The 18,582-nt window shown below is 66.2% G+C and carries 17 protein-coding genes; 11 read left to right on the forward strand and 6 right to left on the reverse strand.

Going from position 1 to position 18,582, the window contains the following annotated elements:
• Positions 1–238 precede the first annotated feature (238 nt).
• Both HTZ84_RS01280 and HTZ84_RS01285 read left to right on the forward strand, forming a co-directional pair.
• On the forward strand, positions 239–1,168 hold the full coding sequence (locus HTZ84_RS01280; RefSeq protein WP_174679024.1) for a hypothetical protein: 930 nt from the start codon (positions 239–241) through the stop codon (positions 1,166–1,168).
• A gap of 276 nt (positions 1,169–1,444) precedes the next feature.
• Positions 1,445–2,476: a polysaccharide deacetylase family protein gene (locus HTZ84_RS01285; RefSeq protein ID WP_309138844.1), complete on the forward strand. Its 1,032-nt coding sequence runs from the start codon at positions 1,445–1,447 to the stop codon at positions 2,474–2,476.
• Between the two features lie 48 nt (positions 2,477–2,524).
• On the opposite strand, the gene HTZ84_RS01290 is transcribed toward HTZ84_RS01285, so the two are convergent.
• Positions 2,525–3,610, reverse strand: coding sequence for a zinc-dependent alcohol dehydrogenase family protein (locus tag HTZ84_RS01290; protein ID WP_174679025.1), 1,086 nt, complete (start codon positions 3,608–3,610; stop codon positions 2,525–2,527).
• A 125-nt stretch (positions 3,611–3,735) separates the two neighbouring features.
• Between HTZ84_RS01290 and HTZ84_RS01295 the strand changes: the two genes are divergently transcribed.
• The 3 genes from HTZ84_RS01295 (at position 3,736) to HTZ84_RS01305 (ending at position 8,549) form a co-directional block, all read left to right on the forward strand.
• The gene (locus tag HTZ84_RS01295) at positions 3,736–4,470 is read left to right on the forward strand and encodes an MBL fold metallo-hydrolase (RefSeq protein WP_174679026.1); all 735 of its coding nucleotides are present in this window, start codon (positions 3,736–3,738) and stop codon (positions 4,468–4,470) included.
• 270 nt (positions 4,471–4,740) lie between these two features.
• The gene (locus tag HTZ84_RS01300; protein ID WP_174679027.1) at positions 4,741–7,785 is read left to right on the forward strand and encodes an MMPL family transporter; all 3,045 of its coding nucleotides are present in this window, start codon (positions 4,741–4,743) and stop codon (positions 7,783–7,785) included.
• Complete coding sequence (locus HTZ84_RS01305) at positions 7,782–8,549, forward strand: TrmB family transcriptional regulator (protein WP_174679028.1); 768 nt, start codon at positions 7,782–7,784, stop codon at positions 8,547–8,549. The genes HTZ84_RS01300 and HTZ84_RS01305 overlap by 4 nt, the downstream gene beginning before the upstream one ends.
• Before the next feature lie 29 nt (positions 8,550–8,578).
• Here the strand turns inward: HTZ84_RS01305 and HTZ84_RS01310 are convergent, their stop codons facing one another.
• Positions 8,579–9,646: an mRNA surveillance protein pelota gene (locus HTZ84_RS01310; RefSeq protein ID WP_174679029.1), complete on the reverse strand. Its 1,068-nt coding sequence runs from the start codon at positions 9,644–9,646 to the stop codon at positions 8,579–8,581.
• A gap of 184 nt (positions 9,647–9,830) precedes the next feature.
• Between HTZ84_RS01310 and HTZ84_RS01315 the strand changes: the two genes are divergently transcribed.
• Both HTZ84_RS01315 and HTZ84_RS01320 read left to right on the forward strand, forming a co-directional pair.
• Positions 9,831–11,078 (forward strand): DUF418 domain-containing protein, encoded by a 1,248-nt coding sequence (locus HTZ84_RS01315; RefSeq protein WP_174679030.1) that lies wholly within the window; start codon positions 9,831–9,833, stop codon positions 11,076–11,078.
• A gap of 119 nt (positions 11,079–11,197) precedes the next feature.
• Positions 11,198–11,725 carry a hypothetical protein gene (locus HTZ84_RS01320; protein WP_174679031.1) on the forward strand — a complete coding sequence of 176 codons (528 nt, stop codon included), beginning with the start codon at positions 11,198–11,200 and terminating at the stop codon, positions 11,723–11,725.
• A 15-nt stretch (positions 11,726–11,740) separates the two neighbouring features.
• Here the strand turns inward: HTZ84_RS01320 and HTZ84_RS01325 are convergent, their stop codons facing one another.
• The 3 genes from HTZ84_RS01325 to rqcH all read right to left on the reverse strand — a co-directional run bounded on the left by HTZ84_RS01325 (position 11,741) and on the right by rqcH (position 14,818).
• Complete coding sequence (locus tag HTZ84_RS01325; RefSeq protein ID WP_174682507.1) at positions 11,741–12,082, reverse strand: CBS domain-containing protein; 342 nt, start codon at positions 12,080–12,082, stop codon at positions 11,741–11,743.
• A 132-nt stretch (positions 12,083–12,214) separates the two neighbouring features.
• Complete coding sequence (locus HTZ84_RS01330) at positions 12,215–12,508, reverse strand: hypothetical protein (protein ID WP_174679032.1); 294 nt, start codon at positions 12,506–12,508, stop codon at positions 12,215–12,217.
• Positions 12,509–12,646: 138 nt separating this feature from the next.
• Complete coding sequence (rqcH, locus tag HTZ84_RS01335; protein WP_174679033.1) at positions 12,647–14,818, reverse strand: ribosome rescue protein RqcH; 2,172 nt, start codon at positions 14,816–14,818, stop codon at positions 12,647–12,649.
• Between the two features lie 285 nt (positions 14,819–15,103).
• On the opposite strand from rqcH, the gene HTZ84_RS01340 reads away from it, so the two are divergent.
• The 4 genes from HTZ84_RS01340 (at position 15,104) to HTZ84_RS01355 (ending at position 17,962) form a co-directional block, all read left to right on the forward strand.
• The gene (locus HTZ84_RS01340) at positions 15,104–15,766 is read left to right on the forward strand and encodes a hypothetical protein (RefSeq protein ID WP_174679034.1); all 663 of its coding nucleotides are present in this window, start codon (positions 15,104–15,106) and stop codon (positions 15,764–15,766) included.
• Positions 15,767–15,854: 88 nt separating this feature from the next.
• Entirely contained in the window at positions 15,855–16,052 is a 198-nt protein-coding gene (locus HTZ84_RS01345) for a cold-shock protein (RefSeq protein ID WP_008894235.1), read from the forward strand.
• Between the two features lie 299 nt (positions 16,053–16,351).
• A complete protein-coding gene (locus HTZ84_RS01350; protein WP_174679035.1) occupies positions 16,352–17,119 on the forward strand; it encodes a helix-turn-helix domain-containing protein in 768 nt (255 codons plus the stop codon).
• An 81-nt stretch (positions 17,120–17,200) separates the two neighbouring features.
• Positions 17,201–17,962, forward strand: coding sequence for an MBL fold metallo-hydrolase (locus HTZ84_RS01355; RefSeq protein ID WP_174679036.1), 762 nt, complete (start codon positions 17,201–17,203; stop codon positions 17,960–17,962).
• A gap of 266 nt (positions 17,963–18,228) precedes the next feature.
• On the opposite strand, the gene HTZ84_RS01360 is transcribed toward HTZ84_RS01355, so the two are convergent.
• Positions 18,229–18,513, reverse strand: coding sequence for a translation initiation factor eIF-1A (locus HTZ84_RS01360; RefSeq protein ID WP_087713748.1), 285 nt, complete (start codon positions 18,511–18,513; stop codon positions 18,229–18,231).
• Between the last annotated feature and the right edge of the window lie 69 nt (positions 18,514–18,582).

The following is an 18,582-nucleotide window of genomic DNA, read 5'->3' on the forward strand; positions in this document are numbered from 1 at the left end:
TCCGGGGCCGGTATGTAAGAGGGTTTGGACAGCGGGGTGAAAGTGAACGCGTTCGAGCGGGTCGCGGCCGGCGACGGCGTGGCAATCGCAGGCCCCGTGTATATATCGTCGATCGGCGACAGACCGAACCGAAGGAAGAGCGACCGTCCTTACGGAACTGCGGAGTCGGACGAGTCGATTAGCCGCCGCTCGAGCCGTGTAGTCACCACTGCGGACAGCCCGTACGCAACCCGTATCCATGACTCGACTGACCCGTCGTCGACTGCTCGGCGCGCTCTCGCTTTCGACCGGCGCGGGCGCGCTGTCGATCGCAGCGCGAGAGTTCGGTCCGTTCGCGTCGGATTCCGAGTCCGATTCGGACGGCGACGCGGTCGCGTTCGATCCGGCCGTCGACGGGTTCGGGTTCGATAACTACGCGACGCCCCCCGAATCGCCGTCGGCGAGCGAGTTCGTCTCCCGGAGCGACCTCCGAGACCGCCTGACGTCGGTCGTGAGCCCGTCGGTTCTCGACTTGGGCGGACGCTCGCCGGACGGAGCGCTGCGGTCGGGGATCGGCGCGATCGTCGATCGGCTCCTCTCGAACGTCGACTGGTTGTTCGGGACGAAAGGGTACTGCTACGGCATGGCCGCGGTCGCGCAGTGGTACGCCGAAGTACCGACCGCCGTTCCCGTCGATCGGGATTCGACCAGCGAGATAACTCGGATCGACGTGCCGGCCGACCGATCCGCGACGCCCGTGCGGGACGATATCGAACGGTTTCACCGGAGTCAGTTCACTAACGTCGATTCGTGGGTGCAGCGGTGGCCGCTCCTCCGTCCGGAACGGATCGACTACCGGTCGCAGGCGCGCGAGCTCCGCGCCGCGATCGACGAGTACGGATCGGCGGGGGTGACAATCACCGGTGAAAACGTCGTGGAGGGCCACTACCTGCTCTGCTACGAGTACGACGAGGGCGATACCGACGTGACGTTCGCCGTCTACGATCCGAACGTCGCCGCGGACGAGTACGCGACGACCGCGACGTCGCGGACCGTTGGGATCGACACGGCCGCCGGCGAGCCGGTGCTCGGCTCGTACGCGGAGGAGTTCGATCGGTTCCTGTTCACTCGTGAGGACCGCGTTACGAACGAGCAGGCCAGAGCGGACAGATCGGAACGGAGTCGCTAGCGCCGATCGGATCGCGTTCGGGGCGCCGTCGCTTGCAGTTCCGTCACGACGTCCACGCCGCGGGTCGATCGGAGACGGCGATGGTTCGTCAGTTGCGATACCGACCTGCATTTCTCGTTTCGAGCTTACAGGCCGTCGAGCGTCCGATTTAGTACTTCGATTACAGTAGTTGCACGTCTAACAAATATTATCAATTATGATAGTACGGGGACGATATTGCGTATTCTAACTGTGAGAAAGTAACCACTTATATGATGCAGGTTTGACACCCAGTCTGTGAATCGACGAAAGGCTCTCGCCGCGGGGACAGCGGCGATACTGGGAATGGCGGGATGCTTCCAGCCGTCTGGGTCCAGCAACGATGATGACGGCTCTGAACAGGAACCGAGCCCTGAACGGGACCCGAGAGACGAACGAAACGCTCCTGAACGGACCGGCGACGCGGGGATGGTCGTCTTCACGTACGACGATTCGAAGATCGAAGACTACACGATGACGTACCCCGCTCACGAGCGATACGACGTCCCCGCGTGTATCGGCGCCTGTCCCGATCTCGTGGAGTCGTCAGGCGATTTGGATCCGCACCACATCGGAGAACTGCACGACGCCGGCTGGGAAGTGATGTCGCACACGAATAGACATCGATCGGTCGGACGGATTCGCCTCGAGTCCGACGCGGAGGCCGGCCACGACCGGATCTACGTCGAGGCGAATCGCCACGGCGATCACGTGGGCGATCCGATCGTACTGTTCGACGGCGAACGGACGGTCGAGGCGACGGTCGCCGGTAAGGGCTCCGACGACGACGGCCAGTACATCCGCCTCGAGGAGCCGATCGATCAACCGCTCGACGCGACCAACCCCGCGTACGTCCGCTACACCGAATCGTTCCTGCGGACGATCCTCGCCGATTCGAAGCGCCGAATCGAAGACTGGGGGGTCGACGTGACCGGCTTCGTCTACCCGTACGGGCGCACCGACGGCCTCGCCGAATCCCTCGTCCCGGAGTACTACGACGCCGTCCCGAACTACCGGACCGGCGTCGGTGGGATCAATCCGATCGACGACCTCGAGCCGACGCAATTGCACCGCCGGTACATCGAAACGGATCGATCGACGCCCGAAGAGATCGAGGAGTTCATGGCGACCGTCGCGTCCGAGGACGTCCTCGGAATCGTCGGCGGTCACAGCGAGTACGATACGCTCCCCGCCGAGCGGATCGAATTTACCATCGAGACCGCCCTCGATCACGACCTTCGAATCGTCACGCTGCAGGAGGCGCTGACCGAACTCGGCTATCTCGACTGACCGCCGGTCGACCCGTCGATCCGCGAGCCGACCGCTGACGTCGCTCGGTCACTCGCACGCGGACGAAAACGCCGTGACGACTTCGAAACCCTGTGTCTCGTAATCGCTCATCGCCGCGAGCCGATCCGAAACGTCCTCGAGTCCGACGCGTCGCGTGACCAGTTGTTCCGGCTCGAGCCGGCCGCCCTCGATCATCCTGAGCAGTTCGTCGTACCGGGAGGGCGGCATGCCCCGCGAGCCGACGACGGTAACGTCCCAGCGGGTCATCTCGTCGACGGGCAGGGCGACTTCCCCCTTCTCGGCGCTAGTCGTCAGCCCGATCTGGACGTGCCTGCCGCGGATGCGGAGGCAGTCGACGCTGTTGCGGCAGGTCTCGGCGCGCCCGAGGGCGTCGACGGAGACGTGGGCGCCCCCGTCGGTGATCGCGTCGACAGCGTCCGGGACGTCCTCTCCGTCCTCGAGCGCCGAGGCGTCGATCGTCTCCTCGGCGCCCAGATCGGCGGCCATCTCGAGGGGGTCCTCGCGGACGTCGACGGCGATCGCCCGGCCCCCAAGCGCGGTCGCGATCTGGACCGCCGCGAGGCCGAGGCCGCCGCAGCCGTGGACGGCGACCCAGTCGCCCGCGTCGATATCGGCCCGGTGTGCGAGCGCGTGGAACGCCGTGACGTACCGACAGCCGAGCGCGGCGACCGCTTCCGGGGAGACGCCGTCGGGCAGCGTCGTGACGTTGAACTCGGCGTGGGGCACGTGGACCTGCTCGGCGAACGCGCCCGGAACGCTCGACTCGAACCCGAGCGCGTAGCCGTCCTCGCAGACGTTGCCGTGGCCGTTGCGACACTGGTAGCACGACCCCTCGCCGAGGTTGAACGGGACGGCGACGCGGTCGCCGACCGCGAGCGCGTCGACGTCGTCGCCGACCCGCGCGACCCGACCCGCGGGCTCGTGGCCGAGGATCTGTCCGAGCGGCACCTGGTCGTCGGCCCACTCGCCGTGGCCCTGCCAGGCGTGCCAGTCGCTTCGACAGATGCCACAGGCCTCGACGTCGACGACGACGCCGTGGGGCGCGAGTTCGGGCGGTTCGACCGACTCGATCGACAGCGGTTCGCCGTAGGCCTCGAGTACAGCAGCGCGCATACCGCCGCCAACGAGTGCGGGGGAGGTAATGGCTCCGACAGCGGCGAGCCCGATCTCTCGGCGCGGCGCTCGACTGGGCCGCCCAGAAGACTACGCTTATCGGACAGGCCGTGCGAGAGGATCGTATGCGCGTCACCTTTCTCGGAAGCGGCAGCGCGATGCCGACCGGCGAGCGGTTCCAGACCGGTATTCTGGTCCAGGACGACGGCCGAACGCTGCTGGTCGACTGCGGATCGGGCGTCCTCCACCGCCTCCAGCAGTCCGGCGTCGGCTACGAGAACGTCTCGACGGTCCTGCTGACCCACCACCACCTCGACCACGTCGCCGACCTGCTCCCGCTCATGAAGGCCCGCTGGCTCGCCGGCGAGGACCACCTCGAGATCGTCGGGCCGCAGGGGACGAAGTCGCTGCTCGACGACCTGCTCGACGTCCACGAGTACATGCAGGGGAAACTCGATCTGCAGGTTCGAGAGGTCGTCGCCGGCGAGTTCTCGGTCGCGGGGTTCGACGTCTCGGCCTACGAGACCCGCCACTCGTTGCCCTGCCTCGCCTACCGGTTCGGCGACCTGTTCACCTTCAGCGGCGACAGCGAGGCCTTCGCGGGACTGGCGAACTTCGCCGACGGGTCGGCCGTTCTGGCCCACGACTGCTCGTTCCCCGACGACGTCGACGTCTCGAACCACCCCACCCCGGAGACGCTCGGTCAGGCGCTGGCCGGCAACGAGATCGGCCGCGTCTACCTGACCCACCTCTACCCGCACACGGACGGTCGCCACGAGGAGATGCTCGAGTCGATCGGCGCCCGCTACGACGGGGACGTCCGGTTCGCCGAGGACCTGAAGACGATCAGTATCGAGTAGCCGATCGGTCGGGGTCCGTTTTCGACAGATATCGGTCAACGGGCGGCCAGATCTCTACGATCTGGGGTGGACGAATGTTCTCTCACACCTCCAAAACGTGGGGGTCGGGACTGCCTTCTCGCTCTCGTTACCCGTTCGTGCGCGTTCTCGTTTGCGTGTTGTCAACACGCAGATGTGCGTATCCGAATACGTTTATACCCCGAGTTTGTAGGATCATAACAACAGAATGAGTTCCAGACGCTTGTCGGACGATATCGGGGGGAAGAACGGATGAGAGCGCCGGATCGTATCGCGGACGCGGTAACGAATCATTCCCGGATCGTCATCGTCGTCCTCCTGTTGCTGACGGCGGCGGTCGGCGTCGGGATGCCGATGGTCGACCAATCCTCGTCGCTCGACCAGTTCGAGAGTCAGTCCGATGAGGCCCAAGCCCTCGAGCGAATCCAGGGGAACTCCGAGAACGGGGTCGATCCCTATTTCGCGACAGAGGGTGACGAGAATACCACCAGCGTCCAGGTGATCGTCCGCGGCGACGGCGACAACGTCCTCGCGCGGGAGTCGCTCGTCTCCTCGCTCGAGTTCCAACAGGAGCTTCGAAACGACGAGTCGATCAATGCGACGCTGGCGGAGAATCGGTCGATCACCGGCGTCGAAAACCTCGTCGCGTTCACCGCGATCAGCGGCGATCTCGCCGAACGAGAGGCGGTGCTCGAGACCGGACTCAACGACACGCTGGAACTCCAGCGGGAGTACCTGAACCGAACCGCCGCCGGCGACGAGCAGGCCGCGGCCGAGACCGAAGCCGAAATCAACGCGACGATCGAGCAAACGGTCGAGGCGGCGGCGCTCGGCGACGAGCGAGCCGCCGAGTACGAAGAGCTAGTCCAACAGGCCCGAGAGGTCGAGTCCGGCCGTTGGGAGATCGAACGGGAGACCGATACCTACGAGGCGAGCGAGGAGTACCGGAACCTGACCGCGAACCTCGAACAGATTCGCCTCGGCGCGACGACCGGGATCTTCGAAGCCGAGTACACCCAGCTTCAGGAGGGAACGGTGCCGCTCGAGGACCAGCTCGAGGCCCTCGAGAGCCTCGACGACGAGGAGTACGAGCGGGTCGTCCAGCAGACGCTCTCCGACGGCGACGGACAGGAGAACGTCGCGCTCGCGCTGATGCCCTCGTCCTACGAACCGGGCAGCACCGAGGCCGAAACGCGGATGACGTCGGTCACGCAGTCGACCCAAAGCGATGCGGCCGGCGGCGGAATGGGCGGCGGTGCCATCAGCGATCGGATCGTCGAGAGCCAACTCGAGATCCGCGACCTCGCGAACGCCCAAGAAGAGGACTACATCGTCTTCGGCGGCGGAATCATCACCGACGAGATCGACCGGTCGATGGGCGACAGTCTCGCCATCGTCGGTCCGTTCGCCCTGCTGTTCGTCGTCGTCGCTCTGCTGATCGCCTACCGGGACCTGATAGACATCGTCCTGGGCGTCGTCGGGATCGTCGCGGTGCTCGTCTGGACGTTCGGCTTCATGGGCTGGGCCGATATCGCGTTCAACCAGATGTTCGTCGCGGTTCCGGTCCTGTTGATCGGGCTCTCTATCGACTACGCGATCCACGTCTTCATGCGCCACCGCGAGCAACGCGAGGAGGACGGACGGACCGGTTCCGTCCGCGGCTCGATGAAGGTCGCGCTGGCCGGCGTCGGCGCCGCGCTCATCTGGGTGACGGCGACGACGGTCATCGGCTTCCTCTCGAACCTCGTCAGTCCGATCGGCCCCATTCGGGAGTTCGGGATCGTCAGCTCCGTCGGGATCGTCGCCGCGCTGATCATCTTCGGCGCACTGATCCCGGCGATGAAGGTCGAGCTCGACGAGTTCCTCGAGTCCCGCGGCTACGACCGCCGCAAGCGCGCGTTCGGGACCGGCGGCGGCCGCTTCAGCGAGGTGCTGACGGTCGGGTCGACGGCCGCTCGGAAGGCGCCGCTGGTCGTTCTCGCCCTCGTGCTCCTGCTCTCGATCGGCGGGGCCTACGGCGCGACCCAGGTCGACACCAGCTTCCAGGAAGAGGACTTCCTCGCGGAGAGTCCGCCGGCGTGGACCGACAACCTGCCGGGCGGCATGAGCCCCGGCGAGTACCAGGCCAAGGACGATCTGGACTTCGTCAATCAGCACTTCCAGCGCGAGGACAGCCAGGCGCAGATCCTCGTCGAAGCGGACGGCGGGGGCGTCGACGACCCCGAACTGCTCGAGCAGATGAACCGGACGCGGGACGAGGCCGCGGCGAGCGACGTCGTCTACACGATGGCGAACGGCGAGGCCGACATCCAAGATCCGCTCTCGACGATGGAGACGGTCGCCGGGCAAAACGAGTCGTTCAACGAGTCGTTCCGGGCGGCCGACACCGACGATGACGGCGTCCCCGACGAGAACGTCTCGGCGCTGTACGACCAACTGTTCGAGACCGACGAGGAAGCCGCGAGTCAGGTCCTCCATCGGACCGACGACGGCGAGTACGACGCGACCCGAATGATCGTCGGCATCCAGGGCGGAGCCAGCGCCGCTGACACGACGAGCGAGATGCGCACGCTCGCCGACGACGTCGAAGACGGCAGCGACGGCCGCTGGACCGCCATCGCCACCGGCACTCCGATCGTCAACCACATCGTCGAACAGGACCTGCTCGACACCGTCCTCGAGAGCCTCATGATCACGCTCGTGGCCGTGTTCGTCTTCCTGTCGGTCGCCTACTGGGCGACCGGCGACAGCGCGGCGCTGGGCACCGTGACCCTGCTGCCGGTCGCCTTCACCGTCAGCTGGATCCTGGGGACGATGTACCTCATCGGCATGCCATTCAACGTGCTCACGGGGATGATCACGAGCCTCACGATCGGGCTCGGCGTCGCCTACAGCATCCACGTCAGCGACCGGTACACGCTCGAACTCGAGCGCCAGGGCAACGTCTGGTCGGCGCTGCGGACGACCGTCACCGGCACCGGCGGCGCGTTGCTCGGCAGCGCGGCGACGACCGTCGGCGGCTTCGGGACGCTCGCCTTCGCAATCTTGCCCGCGTTGCGCCAGTTCGGGATCATCACCGGGCTGACGATCACCTACGCGTTCCTCGCCAGCGTGATCGTCCTCCCGTCGCTGCTGGTGCTGTGGACGCGGTACCTCGGCCCGGACGTCTCCTTCGACGCGCCGGGATCGCCCGCCGGAACGGCGACCGCGAGCGACGGCGGCCGCGAGACCGGGACCGAAACGGACATGACGACCGACGCGAGAGACGGAGATGATTCGGAGGGACTAGACGAGTGACGAACGACGAGAGCGAGGCCGTCGACGCGTTCGAACGTCTCGGCCTCACCAGCTACGAGGCCAAGGTCTTCATCGCCCTCCACCGGCTGGGGTCCGGGGCGGCGCGCGACGTCGCAGACGTGACCGACGTCCCTCGCTCGCAGGTCTACAGCGTCGCGGAGAGTTTAGAAGATCGCGGACTGATCGAGGTCCAGCAGGCGAGCCCGATCCGCTACCGACCGGTCAGTCTCGAGGAGGCCCAGCAGACCCTCGAGGAACGGTTCGACCGCGAACGGGAACGGGCGTTCGACTACGTGGACTCGGTCAGACAGGAGGCGACGACCGAGGAAACCCAAGAGGACATCTGGACCGTTCGGAGCCGCGAGCGCGTCGACGACCGCGTCGTCGACCTCCTCTCGCAGGCGACGGACAAGATCGTCATCGGGACGCGGCTCCCGGAACTGCTCACGGAGTCGATCGAACGGACGCTCGAGGAACGGACCGCGGCCGGCGTCTCCGTGCTCGCGATCAGTCGGAACGACGAGATCTGGGAGCGACTCGACGCTATCGACGGCGTCGAGATCGAGACGCCCCCCGCCTACCGCGAGGGTGACCAGCGATCGGGACGGATCGTCATCGTCGACGACGACGGCATCCTGTTGAGCGTCATCGACGACGACGGCAGCGAGACGGCGATCTGGAGTTCGGGCTCGTTGTTCGCCTCCGTGCTGATCCAGCTGATCGAGGCCAGCGACGAACTGCGACCCGGCTCGGAGCTACGGTAAGTCGTCGAGCCGACCCGACCACTGCGCCGTCACTCGAGTCGGTACCGTAACAACGCCGCGATCCCGCCGAGATTCGACAGCTGCTGACCGGGCGGGAACTCGCTCGAGAAGACGGTCACATCGCCGCCTTTCTGCTCGGTCGTGCGGACGATCTCGTCGACGCTGATCGCCCACTCGCCGTCGGGACCGCGCTCCTTCTGCAGTCGGTCGTCGAGGACGAGCAGCCGCTCGATCGCGCCGAACTCGGCGGCCTTTTTCACCTGTTCCGGGCCGTAGGCGGCCTTGGCGCCCTCGGCCATGCGACGGGTGAGCTCGTCGATGTACTCGGCCTCGCTCTCGATGCGGGTCTCCTGCTGGACGTCGGCGACGGCGCCGCGCTTGAGCACCTCGTGGACGCCGCGGTCCCCGACGCTGGCCGTGTCGACCATCGTGATCTGCTCGGCGAGCTCCGATTCGTTCTGCTCGATGTGCTTGTAGGCGTCCTGTTTCGTGAAGCCGGGCCCGGCGAGGATGATCGCGTCCGCGTCCTGTCGCTTCAGGACCGTCGCGAGTTCCTCGAACAGCTCCGAGCGCCCGCGGGCGTACTCGCCTTTCCCCGTCGTGCCCGTGATCGTCGCCCGCTCCTCGGTGCCGTACTGGGCGACCGTGTGGACGTGAGCCTGGCCCTCCTCGACGGTCGCGATGGCGACGTCCGGGTTCTCGGTGGCCTCCTCGGCCTCCTCGAGGCGGGCCTCCTGGTCCGGTTTGAAGCGCTTCTCGATCGAGAGCTCGTCGCGCTCCTCGACGTTCAGCGTGTGGTGAAAGCCGAGCTGGTCCTCGCGCGAGCAGGCGACGATCTCGCCGCCGACCCGCAGCCGGTTGGCGAACTTGTGGAACTCGACGTCGTCGACGGCGATGGCGACCCACATGTGCTCGCGCTCGCCGCCGGTGTCGCGCATCTGGTCGTCGTTGCGCTGGATCCGCCGGGTCGTATCGCCCGCGACGCGGTCGCCGGGCTCGAGGACGTACTGCAAGTGCCAGAGGTCGTCGACGCTCTCGGGGACGACCGTCACCCGTTCGCGCCCGCCCTCGACCTGCTCCCGGTCTTTGATCTGCATGGGCGTGGCTTCGCGGGGTGCGTGTAAGTGGGCTGCGATCCTCGAGACCGCGTCTGCGCCGAATCGCTCCGTCGGACGGACCTCGAGTCCGCGCGACCCTCGGACGGGGACCGTGTCGCGGCCCGTCGTCTCGGCCCGCTGTACCACCTCTTTTGTACCCGCCGCGCCTCGGAACGGATAAGCGATGACCTCCGAGACCGGGCCGACGCCGCCGTCGGAACGTATCGTCGGCCTCGACGTACTGCGGGGAGTCGCCCTCCTCGGGATTTTGCTGGTCAACGTTCGGGTGTTCTCGATGCCGTCGGTGGTGCTGACGAATCCGACGACCTACGGCGACCTGACCGGGGCCAACTACTGGGTCTGGTTCGCCGGCCACGTCTTCGCCCAGCAGAAGTTCCTCACGATCTTCACGCTCCTGTTCGGCGGCGGCGTCGTGTTGTTCACCCGCAGCGCCGAGAAGCGCGGGCGATCCGCGGTCGGCTTGCACGTCCGCCGCTCCGCGTTGCTCGTCGCCGCCGGCCTCGCACACGCCTACCTCCTGTGGTACGGCGACATCCTCGTCGCCTACGGGCTCTGCGCGATCGTCGTCGTCATCTTCCGGGACCACGAGCCGTGGGACCTGGCGACCTTCGGCGTCGTCCTGCTGGCGATCCCGTCGCTCATCGAGGTGGCGTCGGGGCTCACCATGGATCCGGCCGCGATCGCGGACTCGTGGCGGCCGGCCGAATCGGTTCTGCAGTCCGAGATCGAGGCCTACCGCGGCGGCTGGATCGCCCAGCTCGACCACCGGGTCCCGACCGCGTTCCAGCGCCAGACGTCGGGCTTTTTCGGCTACAGTGCCTGGCGCGTCGCCGGCTCCATGCTGCTCGGAATGGCGCTGTTCGAGTGGGGCGTCCTGACGAACGATCGCTCGTCGCGGTTCTACCGTCGGCTGGTCGTCGTCGGGGCCGCAAGCGGGCTCGCCGCGATCCTCGCCGGCGTCTGGTACGTCGAGGCCAACGACTGGTCGGCCGGTGCGGCCCTGTTCTGGCGGCAGTTCAACTACTGGGGGAGCGTCCCCCTCGCCGGCGCGTACATCGGGATCGTGATGTTGTTCTGCCGGTGGCGTCCCGCGGGACTCGCGACCCGGGCGCTGGCCGCCGTCGGCCGGACCGCCTTCAGCAACTATATCCTGCAGACCGTCCTCGCCACGTCGATCTTCTACGGCCACGGTCTCGGGCTGTTCGGGCGGCTGACTCGAGTCGAGGCGCTCGGCGTCGTCCTGCTCGTCTGGGCGGTGCAACTCCCCCTGTCGGTCCTCTGGCTGCGGTACTTCCGGTTCGGGCCGCTCGAGTGGCTCTGGCGCGTGCTCACCTACGGGGAACGCCAGCCGCTTTTGAACGACCGCCGCGACTCGAGAGCCGGCGACGGGCGATCGAGAACCGACGACTGAGAACCGTCTACGGTGGGCGTAGCGGTCTCGAGAACGGCGATGGCGGTCCCTACTTCCGGGGCGATCGGGATTTCACTGTTAGGGCGCAGCCGTATCTCCGTAGGGTGCCAATTAGCACCATGAAGCTCGCACACGTTTCGCTCCTCGAAGACTTCGGCACTCGATCGGTTGCAGTCCACGCGCTCATGGTACTCGCGTTCGCCAACGCGGTGCTCGCGGGGCTGTTCCTCAGCGGACAGGTCGGCCTCGTCTCGTTCGTCGCGCTGCTCAACCTCACGGCCGGACTGTGGGTCGCCCACTCGATTCACTCGCTCGGACACGAGGCCGCCGGCGGCGAGTACGAGGGCGTCCTCAACGAACTGCTCGACGGCGGTACCGACGCCGCCGAGGGCCTCGAGACGGGCCGGTTCGGTCGACTGCTCGCGCTCGTCGCGGCCGTGACGGCCGTCGCGCTGTTGACCTCGGCGCAGGTCCTTCCGGGAACCGTCGTCCCGATCGCGATCGTCGCCGTCGGCAGCATCGCCGTCGTGACCGCGATCATCGGGTTCTTGATCGCGCTCGGCGCGTCCTACGACGAGAGTCAACGGCGGACGATCGAGCGGGTCGAACGGAACGACGCGTCGGACGCCGGCGAGATCGACGGTTGACGCTGGCGACGACTCTTAGGAGAGCGCCGCGGTGACGTCGGTCGAGGATATCATGCCGAGGTAATCGTCCCCTTTCACGACCGGCAGGTGTCCGATTCCGAGACCGGTCATCATCGCGGCGATCTCCTCGAGGTAGAGGTCCGGCGGCACGGTTTCGACGGACTCCGTCATCACGTCCCTGACCCGCAGCTCGGTCGGGTCGCGACCCTCGGCAGCGGCGTTCACGAGATCGGTGCTGGTGACGATCGACGGGGGATCCGTCGTCACGACTAACGCGGTGATTTCCTCGTCGCGCATCGTCGTCGCGGCCTCCTGGAGCGTCGCGTTTTTCGAGACGGTCTCGAGCGGCGTCGACATGACCTCGTCGACGCGGGTACCGTTAGTAGGTGACATATGACCACGTACGACAACACCCACCATGTCTCTTGCGCACGGTTATCGCTACCCTCGGCGTCGAGGCGTCTCCGGTACACCCGCGATCGATCGCCGTCAGTCCCGGAGTTCCTCGAGTTTCCCCTTCGCCTTCTCGATTCCGGACTCGAAGGTCTCCTCGATCTCTTCGACGGAGCGTTCGACGTAGCGGACGCGCTCTTTCGGGACGCGGCGCACGACGCTATTGCCGTCCTCGTCGTTGCCGTACGCGAACAGCCAGTGGTCCTGAAAGTACGCGATGCGGTCGTTGTCGACGGTCGCCCGCTCGAGGTCGCCGGTCGCGGTCTCGTAGACGATCGACGCCTTTCCCAGCTCGAGGTCGGATTCGGTGTCGGTATCGATATCGGCCATGGGCGTGGCGTCCACCGTCGACCGTGTAGGTCTGTACCCGGCAGGTGCAGCCGCGGCGCTCGCCGATCGATCGCTGCCGGAAGACTCGACGACGACGCCGGTCGCCGCTCCTCGCGAGAGCGGTGGCGCCGCGGCCGCTCACTCCTCGCTGATCCGACTCCCGCCCGGCGGCATGAAGTGCTGGATGCGGTCCGGGCTGGCGATCTTCCGGACGAACGACTCGTCTTCGAAGCGCTCGCGGAACCGGCGGTAGAGCCGCTTGGCCGCGTCGGCTTGTGCGTACCGACCGGGCTCGAGTTCGATCGTCGTCTCGGCCTGCCCTTCGACGGCCGACGGCGGGCCGCCGATCACCCGCGTGTAGGGCTCGCACTGGATGCCGACCGCGACGTCGACCGGCGTGTCCCGGTAGTAGGTGCGGTCGCCCCGGATCGCGAACCCGCCTTTCTCCAGGTACTCGCCGCTCTCGGGAGTCTTGGTGACCTGATCGGAGTCAACGGCGTAGACGTCGCCGGCGTAGCGGCCGTCCTTCCAGACCGACGAGTAGGAGACCGCGAACTGCGCGGCCTCCTCGATGCTCGACTCCGGCAACTCGATGTCCGACGAGGAGGCCTCGCTCGGATCGGTCGCTTTGAGCACGGTGACGGGGCCGCCGTGGGCCTGCGTGTGGAGGACCTTGTCGCCGGGCTCGAGGTACTTTTTTACTAACTCCTCGTTCTGGTCGGCGTTGCGGCCGCCGATCACGAGGTAGCCGTCGCTGGTGTGGAACCAGCGGAAGCGGTCGAACCACGGCTCGTTCTCGCGGATCGGAACGGAGGGCTCCGAGAGCCAGTCGCGGTCGTCCTCCTCGTCCTCGTCGTCGTCGCCCTCGTCGGCGGCGTCCTCTTCCTCCCACCGGTCTCGGCGGGCCTTTGCTTCCTCGAGGTCCTCGCGGGTGTCCTCGATGGCCGCCAGCGCGCCCTCCTTTTTCTCCTCGACGCGCTTGGCCTCGGTGTAGAGCCGGTCGGCGTTCTGTTCGACGCCCTGCCGAGCCACGAGGTCGATGCGCTCGCCGTCGAGTTCGACGGTGACCGTCCCCTCGCTGCCGTCGACGTCGACGACGGCCTCGGCGGCCGCGATGCCGCGGTCGGCCCCTTCGGCGAACCGCTCTTCGATCTCGTCCCAGGGCCGGTCCTGGGCGCGGGCCTCCTGGACCGTCGAGAGGATGTCGTCGACCAGCCCGTACTCGGCGTACAGCAGTTCGGCCTGCTCGCGGAGGGCGTCGGCCTCCTGCTCGAACCCCTCGATCGCGCCCCGCTGTTGCTCGATGATCCGCTCGTACTTGGCGATCTCCTCCTCGAAGTCGGGCCGCTGCGCGGTCGGATCGGTTTCCTCCTCGTCCTCGGCGAGTTCGAGCCGGTAGAAGTAGTCGTCCAGCGCCGCGAGGAAGGAGTCGTACGGCTCCGAGGCCAGTTCGACGTGCTCCTCGAGCGGGAACGGCGTCGCGTCGACGACCCGGTCGGGACTCGAGTCGCCGTCGCCGTTTTCGTCGGATTCGCCCTCCTCGTCGTCCCCGTCGTCCTCGTCCGCGACGTACAGCCGCGGATCGAAGTTCCCGTTGCGCAGGTCGAGCGCGAGCCGTTCGATGGCGCCGTAGATCCGATCGTAGACGTCCTCGTCGGCCTCGGCGATGTCCATCGCCTTCTCGACGCCGGCGCGGGTACAGATCTCCTCGGCGTAGAGACCGCCGAAGTTGAGCTGGGTCGCCAGCGTCCGGACGACGTCCGTGTCGGAGTCTTCCATCTCACGGTCGAACGCCTCCCGGGAGACCGTCAGCGGGTTCGTCCGACTGTCGGGGAACTCGTAGCGCGAGCCCGGCACGACGGTGCGGGACTTGAGGCGGACGGTCTCGAGGCAGTCGATCACCTCGTACTCGCCGTCGGTGACGGCGACGTTCCCCTGGCCGAACAGTTCGACGATGATCCGAGTGGTGCCGTCCTCGCGCTCGAAGACGAACTCGAGGATGCGGTCGAACTCGTACTGTTCGACGCCGGCGAAATCGGCTCCCGACAGGCGGTTCCGGAGCATCATCGCGAACTGCGGCGGTCGGCCGGGCGCGTCGGGCACCCGCTCGGGGGCGACCGTGTGGGCCCGCTTGGTCTCACCGACCTCGAGGAGGAGTTCGACGCGGCCTCGATCGAAGTCCCGCATCTTGAGCCGGACGAGGTCGTCGCCGTAGAGGTAGGCCTTGTCGACCTTCGCTCCCTCGTAGGCACCGAGTTCCCCGACGAGGGCGGCGAGGTCGACGCTGGTAAGCTCCCGCTTTGGATCCATACCCCAAACTGCCCGGCGCTGTCAAAAAGGCGTGTCGCTCCGGCCCGGTCGGCTCGCGCCCTCGCTGCGGCGGGGCCGTTCCGCGACGCGGGCGGACGACCGCCGATCGGCGCGTCCCCCGAGGTCGGAAAGTCTAATCCGCGCCGAGGCCCACCGTACGCGTATGTCCGACAGCGTCGACACGAGCCGCCGGGGCCGACGCCCGACCGCGTCAGCCGTTCGGCACCGCAGCGACGACCGAACCGGAACCCGAAGCGGGCGCCGACCCGCCGCCGGAGGCCGCCGATGAGTCAGCCGGGCCCCGACTCGAGCCCCGACCCCGACGACCGACCGTGGGACGAGGTCTCCCGGTTCCCCACGTTCGTCGACCACCTCGAGAACGAAGGGGCGTTCTCCGTCCGGGAGATCATCGCCAATCTGGACGTGGAGATTCCCGTCGACGGGATCGTCTACCACGACCGCGGGATCCGCGTCCCCGGCTACGACGCGACGTTCGTCCACGAGCCCTCGCGGGGCCGGCCGGCCTTCAGCCTCGAGGTGGACACGGTCGGGCCGCGAAACGCGTGGGCCGTCTTCGACGCCCAGCTCGGCTGGGATCTCTACCTGCTCCGGACCGAGGGCGTGTCGGCTCTGGCCTGGGTCAGCGACGAGGAGTACAAGACCGAGGAGGCGACCCACTTCCGGACGAAACACGACGCGCTGGCCGCGGGCCGGTTCTCCTTCGGCGTCTTCTGTTACTCGGGCAGCGACTGGGACGAGCGCGTCGCCCGGATCGAGGGCACGGACGCCCCCGCCTACCTCAAACGCGACGACGGCACGCCGGTGATCCCCCAGAACCCCTCGGAGTTCTACGACTACATCGGCTCGAGCGCCACCGAGTTGCGCCAGACCGGCGGCGGCGCGCCGCCCCACCTCGGCATCCTGGAACTCGAGGTCACGATCAACTGATCGAGCGGGGCGTGCCCTCGGATCCGACTCCCGTGGTATCACGACTCTCGGAACCCTTATCCGGTATTCGACCCTACGATTGTTCGTAATGGCAAACGGTAACGTTGATTTCTTCAACGACACTGGCGGCTACGGTTTCATCTCGACTGAGGACGCGGACGATGACGTCTTCTTCCACATGGAAGACGTCGGCGGCCCGGATCTGGAGGAGGGAGAGGAGATCGAATTCGACATCGAACAGGCCCCCAAGGGCCCCCGCGCGACGAACGTCGTCCGCAACAACTGATCGCGACGGCTTCGTCGCCAGCGGGCGACGCTGACTGTTGCCGTGATTTTTCGTGTATTACGCGCCGAGCGGTCGCTCCGTGCGTTCGGTAGAGCAATCGAACGGAATCGACTAGTCCGACTCGAGAATTTATATCAATAGAGCAGGGGAGTGGCTTCTTTATTCAGAATAGGGTGGAGCCGAATAGGGGATTCGACACCGACGTGCGCGTATTGATCGACGACGATTCGGTACCCATCGCACGAGGGTCGAACGATCCCGACCCGGTTATACGCGACGAGAGCGTACGAAGGGCAACCATGCGCGAGGTCGTCTTCACCGTCGAGTACGAGAACGGGGCCGACGAGGTGATGGACCACTTCATCGAGCATCCGGACCTCTACGCGCGGTCGATGGAGATTACCGCGACCAGCGACTCGGTGTGGGGAATCGAGAAGGTCGTGGGACCGACCGACGTTCTCGAGGAGTTCGACGACCGGTTAGAACGCGTCGCCAGCGATCCGAACGCGAGCGGAATGTGTGGTGCGCCGATCACCGAATGGAACTACGACGTCCTGTCGTCGAACGAGGAGTCGCGGAAGATATATTCGCTTCGCAGGGAAGGTGACGGCCCGCGGTCGATCCCGCTCGTCGCCGCGAAACACGTCGGCGAGGGATTGATGATGCGGACGGAGCGCCGCGGCGACCAGTTCCGCTGGACGTTGCTCGTCGACGAGACGGTGGCAGCGATGCACGACGAAATTCGCGAGAATCTTCGAGACGGGTTGTCTCTCACCGTCGAACGACTCGGGACGCCCCCGTGTCTCCTCGAAGACGGTCGCGTACAGCAGAGCCTCACGCCCGAACAAAAGGCGGCGCTCGAAGCCGCCATCGAACGCGGGTACTACGAAGTCCCACGGCAGCGGTCGGTCACCGAAATCGCAGCCGATGTCGGCGTCTCGAGTTCGACGTTCCAGTACCGACTGAACCGGGCCGAGGCGTGGTTGGCCCACCAGCTCGCGGCGGATTCGATGGACGTCGACGTCGACGCCGACCTCGATCCCGAGGACATCGAGTTCATCCGATGACTGTTCGCCCCGTTCGGACACGGGACAGTTGAAATATTTCGAAGTAAACCCCAACCCGTTGTCCCTCAAAGGGACTCGTGTATGACGACCGATTCCAGCCTCAGTGTTCAACTCGTACGGAACGCCACCGTCCTCGCGACCATCGATGAGACGACGTTCCTCGTCGATCCGATGTTCGCGCCCCAAGGCGAGATGCCGACTGTGACGGATAACCCCGCGGTTCCCGAATCTCTCACGACGGCGAACCAACGCCGGAATCCGCTCGTTCCGATGCCTGACGTCGATCTCTCCTACGACGCAGTCGTCGTTACCCATCGACATCCCGACCATTTCGACGAAGCGGCGAAAGCGGAGCTCGAGGCGGACGTCCCCCTCTTTTGCCAGCCCGAAGAGGCCCAGGCCTTCACCGACGAGGGGTTCACCGACGTGCGGCCCGTCGACGACGAGACCTCCTTCGACGGCGTGACGATCCACCGGACGCCGGGACGGCACGGACACGGCGACTTAGCCGAAGGAATGGGGCCCGTCTCCGGGTTCGTGTTTGAGGGCGACGAGACGCTGTACATCGCCGGTGACACGATCTGGTACGACCCGGTAGAGCAGACGCTCGACCGATTCGACCCTGATATGGTCGTCCTCAACGGCGGCGAAGCACAGTTCGAGCAGGGCGAACCCATTACGATGGGCGTCGATGACATCACTGCCGTCCGCAATGCGACCGACGCGACGGTCGCCGTCGTTCACATGGAGGCTATCAACCACTGTCTCCTCTCGCGCGACGAACTCCGATCGGAGACGGCGGACGTTCTCGTTCCCGAGGACGGTGAGCAGATCACCCCGTAAAGCGAGTGGCCGTGGCTGACGACGAATACGCGGTAGTTCAGTTTTGCGGGTCGATACAGCGTTGCAGCCTTCCATACCGACATACACTAAGAAACGCTATTCCAACCGCCGGTATGTTGAGCTCCCTTCAATTCGGGACCGACGCCTCGAGATCGATCTCACTCGAGCAGGTCCTTTCGAGATGAGAAACGTTACTCGACGCCAACGCCGTCGCTCGAGGGCGGTGTCGGTCAGCGAGAAATGCGGTCAGTTCGAGTTACCGAGGTTCAATCGATATGGCCTTCACGACGCAGTTGATCTGCGTCCTGGCTGGTGTAGCGCCACTCGATCGTCGCCTTCTCGTCCTGCCAGTCCCAGGGTTCGGCGACGACGATGTCGTCTTGTTCGATCCACGTGCGGTACTTCATCCGGCCGGGGATGCGGCCGAGGCGCTCCTCGCCGTCGGCACAGCGCAGTTGCACGTGGTTGCCACCGAGATGTTCGGTCACGACGGCGAATACTTCATCGTTGTTGGGCATACGGAGGTTCCGGCGCCCGGATTCTTCTGTCACAACCGTACTACGCGCGGGAGACATTTAAAGGATTGGAGGGCCGTGGTAACATCTGGCTCGATACTGACA

The sequence above is a fragment of the Haloterrigena gelatinilytica genome (assembly GCF_013342145.1).
Lineage (GTDB): Archaea > Halobacteriota > Halobacteria > Halobacteriales > Natrialbaceae > Haloterrigena > Haloterrigena gelatinilytica.

Excerpts from the sequence above, each read along its gene's own strand:
- HTZ84_RS01280 (WP_174679024.1), top strand. The coding sequence starts at position 239 with ATGACTCGACTGACCCGTCGTCGACTGCTCGGCGCGCTCTCGCTTTCG.
- HTZ84_RS01290 (WP_174679025.1), bottom strand. The coding sequence starts at position 3,610 with ATGCGCGCTGCTGTACTCGAGGCCTACGGCGAACCGCTGTCGATCGAG.
- HTZ84_RS01295 (WP_174679026.1), top strand. The coding sequence starts at position 3,736 with ATGCGCGTCACCTTTCTCGGAAGCGGCAGCGCGATGCCGACCGGCGAG.
- HTZ84_RS01300 (WP_174679027.1), top strand. The coding sequence starts at position 4,741 with ATGAGAGCGCCGGATCGTATCGCGGACGCGGTAACGAATCATTCCCGG.
- HTZ84_RS01310 (WP_174679029.1), bottom strand. The coding sequence starts at position 9,646 with ATGCAGATCAAAGACCGGGAGCAGGTCGAGGGCGGGCGCGAACGGGTG.
- HTZ84_RS01315 (WP_174679030.1), top strand. The coding sequence starts at position 9,831 with ATGACCTCCGAGACCGGGCCGACGCCGCCGTCGGAACGTATCGTCGGC.
- HTZ84_RS01320 (WP_174679031.1), top strand. The coding sequence starts at position 11,198 with ATGAAGCTCGCACACGTTTCGCTCCTCGAAGACTTCGGCACTCGATCG.
- HTZ84_RS01325 (WP_174682507.1), bottom strand. The coding sequence starts at position 12,082 with ATGTCGACGCCGCTCGAGACCGTCTCGAAAAACGCGACGCTCCAGGAG.
- HTZ84_RS01330 (WP_174679032.1), bottom strand. The coding sequence starts at position 12,508 with ATGGCCGATATCGATACCGACACCGAATCCGACCTCGAGCTGGGAAAG.
- rqcH (WP_174679033.1), bottom strand. The coding sequence starts at position 14,818 with ATGGATCCAAAGCGGGAGCTTACCAGCGTCGACCTCGCCGCCCTCGTC.
- HTZ84_RS01340 (WP_174679034.1), top strand. The coding sequence starts at position 15,104 with ATGAGTCAGCCGGGCCCCGACTCGAGCCCCGACCCCGACGACCGACCG.
- HTZ84_RS01345 (WP_008894235.1), top strand. The coding sequence starts at position 15,855 with ATGGCAAACGGTAACGTTGATTTCTTCAACGACACTGGCGGCTACGGT.
- HTZ84_RS01350 (WP_174679035.1), top strand. The coding sequence starts at position 16,352 with ATGCGCGAGGTCGTCTTCACCGTCGAGTACGAGAACGGGGCCGACGAG.
- HTZ84_RS01355 (WP_174679036.1), top strand. The coding sequence starts at position 17,201 with ATGACGACCGATTCCAGCCTCAGTGTTCAACTCGTACGGAACGCCACC.